This window comes from Acinetobacter sp. Lyrl_1, from assembly GCF_051948795.1.
GTDB classification, from domain to species: Bacteria; Pseudomonadota; Gammaproteobacteria; order Pseudomonadales; family Moraxellaceae; genus Acinetobacter; species Acinetobacter towneri.
This window is the reverse complement of the sequence record NZ_JAYJLK010000019.1, coordinates 34,870-44,717: the sequence shown is the minus strand read 5'-3', so window position 1 is coordinate 44,717 and position 9,848 is coordinate 34,870. Positions and strand designations below refer to the sequence as shown.

The 9,848-nt window shown below is 40.7% G+C and carries 12 protein-coding genes; 9 read left to right on the top strand and 3 right to left on the bottom strand.

Features of this window, described 5'->3' with window-relative positions:
- Positions 1–68 precede the first annotated feature (68 nt).
- Complete coding sequence (rpoH, locus tag VF675_RS07910; RefSeq protein ID WP_004971496.1) at positions 69–938, bottom strand: RNA polymerase sigma factor RpoH; 870 nt, start codon at positions 936–938, stop codon at positions 69–71.
- 162 nt (positions 939–1,100) lie between these two features.
- The gene (locus VF675_RS07905; protein ID WP_179996549.1) at positions 1,101–1,358 is read right to left on the bottom strand and encodes a sulfurtransferase TusA family protein; all 258 of its coding nucleotides are present in this window, start codon (positions 1,356–1,358) and stop codon (positions 1,101–1,103) included.
- 477 nt (positions 1,359–1,835) lie between these two features.
- Here VF675_RS07905 and VF675_RS07900 point away from each other — a divergent pair, with 477 nt between their 5' ends.
- A complete protein-coding gene (locus tag VF675_RS07900) occupies positions 1,836–2,048 on the top strand; it encodes a cold-shock protein (protein ID WP_004648643.1) in 213 nt (70 codons plus the stop codon).
- 110 nt (positions 2,049–2,158) lie between these two features.
- On the top strand, positions 2,159–3,310 hold the full coding sequence (gene rhlB, locus VF675_RS07895; RefSeq protein WP_004971493.1) for an ATP-dependent RNA helicase RhlB: 1,152 nt from the start codon (positions 2,159–2,161) through the stop codon (positions 3,308–3,310).
- Between the two features lie 109 nt (positions 3,311–3,419).
- On the opposite strand, the gene VF675_RS07890 is transcribed toward rhlB, so the two are convergent.
- A complete protein-coding gene (locus VF675_RS07890; RefSeq protein WP_004971490.1) occupies positions 3,420–3,797 on the bottom strand; it encodes a hypothetical protein in 378 nt (125 codons plus the stop codon).
- A 380-nt stretch (positions 3,798–4,177) separates the two neighbouring features.
- On the opposite strand from VF675_RS07890, the gene VF675_RS07885 reads away from it, so the two are divergent.
- The 7 genes from VF675_RS07885 (at position 4,178) to VF675_RS07855 (ending at position 9,827) form a co-directional block, all read left to right on the top strand.
- Positions 4,178–4,753: a nitroreductase family protein gene (locus VF675_RS07885; RefSeq protein ID WP_104851808.1), complete on the top strand. Its 576-nt coding sequence runs from the start codon at positions 4,178–4,180 to the stop codon at positions 4,751–4,753.
- Between the two features lie 27 nt (positions 4,754–4,780).
- Positions 4,781–5,854 (top strand): NAD(P)H-dependent glycerol-3-phosphate dehydrogenase, encoded by a 1,074-nt coding sequence (locus VF675_RS07880; protein WP_178318507.1) that lies wholly within the window; start codon positions 4,781–4,783, stop codon positions 5,852–5,854.
- 154 nt (positions 5,855–6,008) lie between these two features.
- On the top strand, positions 6,009–6,464 hold the full coding sequence (locus VF675_RS07875; RefSeq protein ID WP_004971483.1) for a SixA phosphatase family protein: 456 nt from the start codon (positions 6,009–6,011) through the stop codon (positions 6,462–6,464).
- A 46-nt stretch (positions 6,465–6,510) separates the two neighbouring features.
- The gene (gene gspL / locus VF675_RS07870; protein ID WP_179989334.1) at positions 6,511–7,650 is read left to right on the top strand and encodes a type II secretion system protein GspL; all 1,140 of its coding nucleotides are present in this window, start codon (positions 6,511–6,513) and stop codon (positions 7,648–7,650) included.
- The gene (gspM, locus tag VF675_RS07865) at positions 7,650–8,129 is read left to right on the top strand and encodes a type II secretion system protein GspM (RefSeq protein WP_440205028.1); all 480 of its coding nucleotides are present in this window, start codon (positions 7,650–7,652) and stop codon (positions 8,127–8,129) included. The genes gspL and gspM overlap by 1 nt, the downstream gene beginning before the upstream one ends.
- Positions 8,130–8,240: 111 nt before the next feature.
- Positions 8,241–9,242: a quinone-dependent dihydroorotate dehydrogenase gene (locus VF675_RS07860; protein WP_004971477.1), complete on the top strand. Its 1,002-nt coding sequence runs from the start codon at positions 8,241–8,243 to the stop codon at positions 9,240–9,242.
- Between the two features lie 3 nt (positions 9,243–9,245).
- Positions 9,246–9,827: a CvpA family protein gene (locus VF675_RS07855; protein ID WP_004971476.1), complete on the top strand. Its 582-nt coding sequence runs from the start codon at positions 9,246–9,248 to the stop codon at positions 9,825–9,827.
- Positions 9,828–9,848 lie beyond the last annotated feature (21 nt).

Below are 9,848 nucleotides of genomic sequence, written 5' to 3'. Positions count from 1 at the left end.
CAATAAAAAAGGGCAGTTTGCCCAATTTTATTTTTCGATGTGTTTGTATTCATCTTGAGAGTGTCAGTTTAGTTTGATGACATTGCCACTTTAATTTTTTCCATGGCATTTTTTTCGAGCTGACGAATACGTTCTGCTGAAACATTATATTCTGCTGCCAATTCATGCAGGGTCGATTTATCATCATCTAACCAGCGACGCTGCAAAATATTACGTGAACGATCATCCAACTGCTCCATAGCTTCATGCAGAGCAGAAGTGCTTTGTTCTTCGTAGTCTTCGTTTTCGACTAAACGTGCAGGGTCGTAACGGTTATCTTCCAAATACAATGCAGGTGCAACATAAGTTGAACCTTCATCGTCATCATCGCCCTGTGCTTCAAAAGCTGCGTCATAAGCCGTTAAACGACCTTCCATTTCCAAGACTTGTTCTGCAGTCACATTTAAGTCATTGGCAATAGATTGTGCTTCTTCAAGCGTCAGTTTCTTGCTAGATTTTTTGAGGCTACGCAAATTAAAGAACAATTTACGCTGTGCTTTGGTGGTGGCAATTTTAACAATACGCCAGTTACGAATAACATATTCGTGAATTTCAGCTTTAATCCAATGCACGGCAAATGACACCAAACGCACGCCCATATTCGGGTCAAAGCGTTTCACGGCTTTCATTAAGCCCAAGTTGCCTTCCTGAATTAAATCGCCCTGCGGTAAACCATAGCCCGCATAACTTCGTGCAATATGCACCACAAAACGTAAATGCGACATGACCAACATTTTGGCCGCGTCTAAATCTTGATCGTAATAATAACGCTCGGCTAACTCTTTTTCTTGTTCAGCCGTTAAAATAGGAATTTGGTTAACAGTACTAATATAAGCCCCGAGGTTTACCCCTGGTGCAGATAATGACAGGGGCATCAACTGATTGCTGCTGTCACTCATGAGATCTCCTTATAGGATTGGGTAGGTAAAATAACCGATGTCTTTATCTTAATGCCAATATTCTACTTAAATAAGTAAAATTGGTGTAGATATGTAAATCTTTATAGCAATAAGCGGCGAATATTAAGTCATTAAAACAAATGAACAATCAAATAGATGCACTTATTGCGATGATTTTGGCTTGGCAACATCAATCACATAATGAAACTCTGTTGCCGAAATCTGGCTTGCTTCACAGCTGTATTGATGTAACTGACAATAACGCGCCACATCTTGCTGGCTGTGCGGATCAGATGACTTCAATAAAAACCGTGCAGAATCTGAATGTTTAAGGGCACGTTTCAGCATCAATAAAGGCATAGGACAAGGTTGTCCCATGGCATCAATCACTATGATAGGTTGTTCAGCATCACACAGCATTGAAGTAAAATTTCGCCTTAAAAAACAGAATGATCATATTAGCAAATTCGCTCACAAATCCCAAATAAATTTCATCTGAAGCATCCAGACTATTCATTGCGCGGCTTACTGCGCATAAGGGCAAGAGAATTGGCTTATTTTGCGAGATATTTGCAATAAAATTTATAGATCAAAATTGTGCTAAGTCACTTAACAGAAATAAAAATTTTCTATTTGTTCAACTCGTTTCAAACTGAACAAGATAAATCAAAAAAAATCTATTAATTGTCATAAAGCCGTGTTAAGCTCGATGCGTATTTAGGATTTTAGATAGACAATCGTTGTTTGTCGCCCTATTACAAATGGATGTAACCGGGATTTTGTTAATAGTTATACAGAATGATTACAAGCTTAGAAATAAAAATATTTTTAAACTTTGTTTGCTCTGCTGTTTGCAACACCGGGTGGTCCTTCTTTTTAATCAATGAGGATTAACTTATGACAGCTCGTGAACAAGGCGTAGTTAAATGGTTCAACGACACTAAAGGCTTTGGCTTTATCCAACGCAATGGCGGCGACGATGTATTCGTTCACTTCCGTGCGATCCAAGGTGACGGCCACCGTTCACTTCGTGACGGCCAACGTGTTGAATTCAGCGTAGTAAAAGGCCAAAAAGGCTTCCAAGCTGAAGAAGTACAGCCATTAGACTAATCACTCGATTATTCTAAAAAAACGCTCCAATCCTGATTGGGGCGTTTTTTATTTGTATTTCTGTTTATAATAGGTCAGTTTTTTGTCTGTATAAGTTCGAGCACATATTTATGTCATCTGGTTTTGAAACCTTAAATTTACATCCGCAATTGAAACAGGCTATTGATGCTTTGGGTTTCAAGGAAATGACGCCAATTCAGCAAAAGGTTTTAAAATTTACTTTGGCTGGACATGATGCCATTGGTCGTGCGCAAACAGGTACAGGAAAAACTGCTGCCTTTTTAATTAGTGTGATCAACGATTTATTGAATAACCCAATTCAAGGACAGCGTTATCGTGGTGAACCACGTGCATTGGTTTTGGCACCTACACGCGAATTAGCTTTGCAAATTGAAAGTGATGCAAAAGACTTAACCAAATTTACCGACTTAAATGTGGTGACTTTGTTGGGTGGTGTAGATTTCGATAAGCAAAAGTCACAACTCAATAAAAACTTTGTCGATATTATTGTTGCGACACCAGGGCGCTTGATTGATTTTGTAGAACAAAAAGAAGTTTGGCTCGATCAAATTGAATTTTTAGTGATTGATGAAGCAGACCGCTTGTTGGATATGGGCTTTATTCCATCGGTAAAACGCATTGTGCGTTATTCACCGCGTAAGGAACAGCGTCAGACGTTAATGTTCTCGGCAACTTTTAGTTACGATGTATTGAATTTGGCACAGCAATGGTTATTTGAACCAGTTACGGTAGAAATTGAACCTGAAAAGAAAACCAATGCTGATGTTGAGCAACGAGTGTATATGGTTGCCAAAACCGACAAATATAAATTGCTTGAAGAAATTTTACGTGATGAGCCGATTGAAAAAGTCATGATTTTTGCCAATCGTCGTGATCAGGTGCGTAAGCTTTATGATCATTTAAAGCGTGATGGCTATAAAGTGGTGATGTTGTCAGGTGAAATTGCCCAAGACAAACGCTTAAAAATGCTGGATCAGTTTAAAAATGGCAAACATAACATCATGATTGCAACAGACGTTGCAGGGCGTGGTATTCATGTCGATGGTGTTTCGCATGTGGTGAATTTCACTTTGCCTGAACAGTCAGATGATTATGTGCACCGTATTGGTCGTACAGGTCGTGCAGGTACACGTGGTGTGAGTATTAGCTTCTTGTCGGAAGATGATGCGTTCTATTTACCAGAAATTGAAAAAGCTATTGGTCAAAAATTGCCATTAACACGTTTAGATGGTTATTGCTAATTACTCATTTAAGCTATTTTTTAGTTTAAATCCTGCTGTTCTTAGTTTAAAAGTCGCTCTCAGTGGAGCGACTTTTTTGTATTTGCTTCTTATGTCGTGCTGTAATAATTTACTTTGCCTGACATCTAAAGGTCAGCACAGTTTGATAATCATCATCACGGGCAATATCAGTATTACGTCCCGCAATTGTACCTAAAACAGTTGCTGCCGCCTGAATCATTTGTCCCGTTTGCTCATCGACTACACCTTTGAGTGCGCCGTTATAAGATGTTTTTTCATCAACCAAGACTGGAGCGGCACGAGTACCACAGGTTTTATTGGCAGCTGTAATTGCATTATTTTTGGCAATAATATTACTTTTACCTAAACCTGTGACTTCATATAGGTTGTTTTCTTTTTGAATGGCAAGAGAATTATTTGGCGTGGTGGCACATGCGGTTAAAAGTGCAAAAACGGCAAGGCTAGAAAAGGCGACTATTTTTTTCATATCTACCTCGGGGCTAAAACGCTGTAGCGCGTATTGTTTGTTGATGATATTTCAATTCAAATGTGTAGAGATTGAAAATAACAATTTGATCTAGTTGAACATAATCTGGATGGTTTTAGATGTAGACACTGTATAGGCTGTGTTGATAATTCGTCATTCATTTATACACATCAAACCCAATCCATAATGTATTTTCATGCTCTTAAACTATAGATGAATGCGTCAAAGCATCATTGTTTAGATGTGCTGAGCAGGTTCATCTTAAAAGTGCAGACATATAGACCCTAATCAGAATCTTGCAAATAAGCATACGGAAATAGCGCAATTTTTTGAGTTTATGCTAATCTTAACCGAGCTTTTTGAAATAGTTATATAAGTCAATGACGGATACAGCGGTAGAAATCGTTCATCAAAATATTCATCAACGTCAGTCTACGGGGCAGTTAGTTGAACCTGCACCAAATACTGAGCAGCTAGAAATGGCTTTTCAGGCAGCTTTAACCGCACCAGATCATCATCGTTTAAAACCTACGCGCTTTGTGGTGATTACTGCCGAGCAACGTGCAGCATTTGGTGAGTTACTTTCTCAAGCCTTGGCAGACATGGGCGAAACCGATGCGGTTCAGTTGGAGCGAGTGAAACAGCATCCATTTCGTGCGCCACTTTTAGTGTTGGCGTTAACACAATTTCAGGATCATCCAAAAGTGCCATGTTTTGAGCAGACTTTAAGTACAGGTGCTGCGGTACAGAACTTTTTATTGTCTTTGCAGGCGCAGGGTTTTGCCAGTATGTGGCGCAGTGGTGCAGTCGTTGAGTCAAACTTGCTGAAACAAGCTTTAAACTTAAATGCAGATGATTTAATTTCAGGCATTATTTATGTGGGAACAGCAGCCAAAGCCATTCCTGCCCGCACTGAGTTGAATACGCAAGCTTATGTTCGTTATTGGAACGCATAAGTCTTTATTTTTTAGGATATAACAATAATGTCAGAATTAAATTTTACCGATTTGGTTGAACCTGTTGCAGTAGATCGAAAAACTGCGTTACGTATTACAGTATTGGGTGGTGGCAGTTTTGGCACAGCAATGGCCAATACAGCAGTGCGTAATGGCTGCGACACGATGATTTGGATTCGTGATGAAGCAACTGCCAAAGAAATTAATGAAACGCATATTAATCGACGTTATTTGCCAGATTTTCAGTTGGAGCAGGGTTTAAGAGCCGTTTCAGATTTGGAAACTGCAGTTCGTGACCGTGACATTATTTTAGTGGCTATTCCAAGTCATTCTTTCCGTGATGTGTTGCGTCAAATTAAACCTTTTATTAGTGCGCAAGCAGTGGTGTCTTTAACCAAGGGTATTGAAGCCAAAACCTTTAGTTTTATGAGCGATATTATCCGCGAAGAATTGCCTGAAGTGCCGTATGGCGTATTGTCTGGCCCAAACCTTGCTAAAGAAATTGTGGCGGGGCAGCCTGCAGGTACGGTCATTGCCAGTCATTCTGAATTGGTGCGTTATGCAGTGCAGCAAGCTTTACACAGTGCATTATTCCGTGTTTTTGCCAGCGATGATGTGAATGGTGTGGAATTAGGCGGTGCGCTAAAAAATATTTATGCTGTGGCAATGGGCATGGCAGCCGCTTATAACGTGGGTGAAAATACTAAGAGTATGATTTTAACCCGCGCTTTGGCAGAAATGAGTCGTTTTGCGGTTAAGCTTGGTGCAAATCCATTGACCTTCTTAGGGTTGTCTGGTGTCGGTGACTTATTTGCAACGTGTAGCAGTCCATTGAGTCGTAACTATCAAGTGGGTTATGCATTGGGCAAAGGCAAAACTTTGGAACAAGCCACAGAAGAATTGGGGCAAACAGCCGAAGGGATTAATACCATCGTGCAAGTGCGGGCGCGCTCGAATGAATTAGATGTGTATATGCCAATCACTTGTGCGCTTTATGAAGTGATTTTTGAAGGTGCGCCGCCTATGAATATTGCACTGTCTTTAATGAAAAATGGACATCGCAGTGATGTGGAATTTGTCTTGCCGCATCATCAAGTTTAGTTTTACATCCATAAAACTGCGCCACAGTAGGTAAAAACTTGCGTGGAATATGACAGTTTGGTGAACTGAATTGTCATATTCTCAGGTTATACTGAGCGCATAATTTGAGTTAAATTGACACAACTTAATGTGTATCATCCTATAAGGAAATTCTATGCAACTGACTCTTGTTCGTCATGGTGAAGCCGCTCCTGCGATTATGGGCAATGATCATCAGCGCCCATTGACTGAGCGTGGTCATATACAAGCACAAGAAACGGCAGATTATTTAAAAAATATCATTCAGCCCGATGTGTTTGTAGTCAGTCCTTTACTGCGTGCACAAGAAACTTTGGCACATTTGCAGCAATATTTTAAAGATGTGCCTGTGGTGGTCTGCAATACCATTAAACCTGAAGATGATGCAAAAGTTGCTGTGGAATGGTTGTCACAATTGCCGTATGAGTCAATTGCAGTGGTGTGTCACATGAATGTAGTGGCGCACATGGCAGAGATTTTGACTTCAGAATCATTCCATCCCTATCATTTGGCAGAAGCACGGATTTATGAGCAGGCAGTAATTGCTGCGGGGCTTTCAACCCAAATCAAAAGTTTTATTCCAAACGCATAAAATAAATGTATAAAGTTAAATATAATTCAACGGTAGAACGATAATAATGCTGTATTTATGGATGCCAGAAGCCAATGGGGTTTGGCAATGGTCAAATGGGGAATACTGGACAGAGGCAGATAGTCTTGATGCCTTGATTCAGGCATTGCAGGCTTTTCAAGGAAAAGATGCTGTGGTGTTTTTCCCAAGCCGTGATGTGCAAATCATGCAACAAACTTTGCCTAAAGCTCAATATAAACAATTGGGTACCGATGGCGTGAAGTATTTATTAGAAGAATATACCGTATTGCCAATTGATGCGATGCAGGTGGTTCATCATTTTCAGCCACCTGAGCAAATAACCGTGCTGGGAGTTGCCAAGCATAGTATTGAAACCTATTTGCATGTATTAAGTTTGTTGCCAGTTAAAATCAGTGCATTGTTACCTGATTTTTTAATTTTGCCGCAACCTGAACCAGGGCAAACGGTGATTGGAAATATTTGCGGACGCTTGTTGGTACGTGAAAGTGAATTTTTAGGTTATTCAGTTGATGATCTGGCACTTTATCTAGATTATCAAACTGCAGAACGAAACTATAAAATCACCAACTTTAGTGCAGAACAAATGCAAAGTATTGAAGCATTTGCAACACAAGAACAATTAGAAAGCTTTCATTATGTAGTACCTGCATTAGTGAAAGCCAAACAGCATCCATTCAATATGCTGCCAAAATCCAAGCAAGACACGGGTGTTTCAGGTTATTGGAAAGCCTGTGCAGCAGTATTTCTTGGGATTTTAATTGTACAGTTTAGCTATGATGCACTGCGTTGGAGCAAACTTAAAAAAGTAGCAGATCAAACAGCGGTTCAAGCCATAGAACAATATCAATATTGGTTTGGTGCAAATAGTCGTATTACCGAGCAAAATATTCAAAGCCAGTTTGAAAGTCAGGTACGCATGAGTAAAAATGCAGATACTCAAGCGCTGCAATTGCTCAGTCGTGTTGGCCCTGTGTTGATGCAAAATCAAATTGTGGCTAATCGTGTGAGTTTTGATGCCAATATGTTGAACATGGAATTGAATGCTAATTCGGCAGCGACCTTGCAAGCGCTCACTCAGCAATTGAATCAGCAGGGTTTTAAGGTCGAGCTGGGTAATATTCAGCCGAGCGCGTCAGGTGCAGTAGGATTGGTGAAAATACAATAATGAAAGCCATGGAAAAAATGTCGACTTGGTTCGATCAACGTATTGAACTGGTGCAAGATTATTTAGATCGTTTAAATACACGTGAGCGTGTTTTGGTGGTGTTTACCACAATCTTTGTGATCGTTGCTGCGGTGGGTTCTGCATTGTGGTATATGCATGCCGCAGCCGAAAAACAGCAAAAACGGGTGAATGATCTTAAAGATTTGGTGGTGGTGATGCAAACTCATGCAGTCACCATGAAACCAGCTAATGATGCTCAACTCAGTGCAGCCGATAAAATTCAGCGTGTGGCTCAGCAACAGGGTTTATCGGTTGCTTCGCAGCAAAGTGGTGACAAGATGCAACTTGTAGCGAGTCATGTCAATTATGCCGTGTTGGCAAATTTTTTAACCCAATTGGCGCAAATGGGTTTAAGTATTGAAAAAATGGAATTAATTTCTGAAGCAGGGCAGATTAAATTAACAGCGACAGTCCAGTAAAGGTTAAAAATAAAGTCCGAAACTCGGAAAATAAACCCATGTCAAGCATAGCGTTTTGACTGGGCTAAGCCTATAATATGGCGACTTAGAAAGCAGTAGACTTTTGCAGATATGTTGTATTCTCTAGCCCGCCCGTTGTTATTTTCTTTAGCACCAGAGCGTGCACATGAGCTGACACTATCACTATTGAAATCGAGCCATAAAATGGGCTTGATGCGTCAAAAGACTGTAGCGAAACCTGTGACGTGTATGGGAATTGAATTCCCTAATCCAGTAGGTTTGGCAGCAGGTCTAGACAAAAATGGTGCGTATATTGATGCCTTGGCTGGTTTAGGCTTTGGGTTTATTGAAATTGGCACCATTACGCCACGTCCTCAAGCGGGCAATCCGCATCCACGTTTATTCCGTATTCCGCAGGCCAAAGCCATTATTAACCGTATGGGTTTTAATAATGATGGGGTCGATCAGCTGATTGAAAACGTCAAAGCGGCAAAATTTAAAGGCATTTTGGGGATTAATATTGGTAAAAATGCCGATACGCCTGTTGAAAATGCGGTAGATGATTATCTGATTTGTCTAGAAAAAGTCTATAACTATGCCTCTTATATTACTGTAAATATTTCATCACCCAATACCAAAAATTTGCGCAGTTTGCAAAGTGGTGATGCGCTGACTGAATTATTGCAAACCCTCAAACAGCGTCAGTTGGAGTTGGCCGAAGAACATCAACATTATGTGCCGTTGGTCTTAAAAGTTGCTCCAGATTTAGACCCTGAAGATATTCAGTTTATTGCCAAGCAATTATTGCAATTCAAAATTGATGGCCTGATTGTGACCAATACCACTTTGTCGCGTGAAGGCGTAGAAAACTTGCCGCATGGCGATGAAGCTGGTGGTTTATCGGGCGCGCCTGTGTTTGAAAAAAGTACTGCATGTTTGGCAGCATTTTCAGCAGCACTGAAAGGTGAAATTCCTTTAATTGGTGTCGGTGGCATTTTGTCGGGCGAACAAGCGGTTGCCAAAAAAAATGCAGGTGCAAGCTTGGTTCAGGTGTATAGTGGTTTAATCTATGCAGGTCCTGAGCTGGTTCAAGATTGTGTGAACGCCTTATAACTTATGAATACCATTGATATCGTTATTCTGATTCTCTTGCTTATTGGAGGGTTGAACGGTTTGCGACAAGGATTTATTAAAGCCTTTGCGAACTTGGTAGGATGGATTTTTGCCCTAATTGTTGCGGCAAAATATGCAGTTGTCCTAGCACCTTCGATGACAGCACTCAGTAGCGATCCTGTGGTACAAAAAATTGCAGCCTTTGCATTTATTGTCTTGGTAATTGTGGTACTGACCTGGATTGTAACCGCTGTTCTAAATGGTGTTTTAAAGAGCTTGAAGCTTGGCCCATTAAATCGTTTGGCAGGCGGTGCATTTGGTACCTTGAAAGGCTTACTCATTGTCCTTATTACCATTCAAGGCATTGGTCCTTGGGTCGAAAGCTCGCCTTATTGGAAACAGTCTAAATTTGTACAAACTTTATTGCCGTATGCACCGTGGGCAACAGAACTGTCCAAAGACGCTGCCAATGAGGCTTTACAGCACATCAAGTCGAAAGATGCCGCGCCATCTTCCGACATCGCATCTGACGCAAAAGAAAATCGCTCTGGCGCAGATGGCTCAACGAATAATCCTTTTTATTAATCCCTAGCTGGTCTGCGAGGT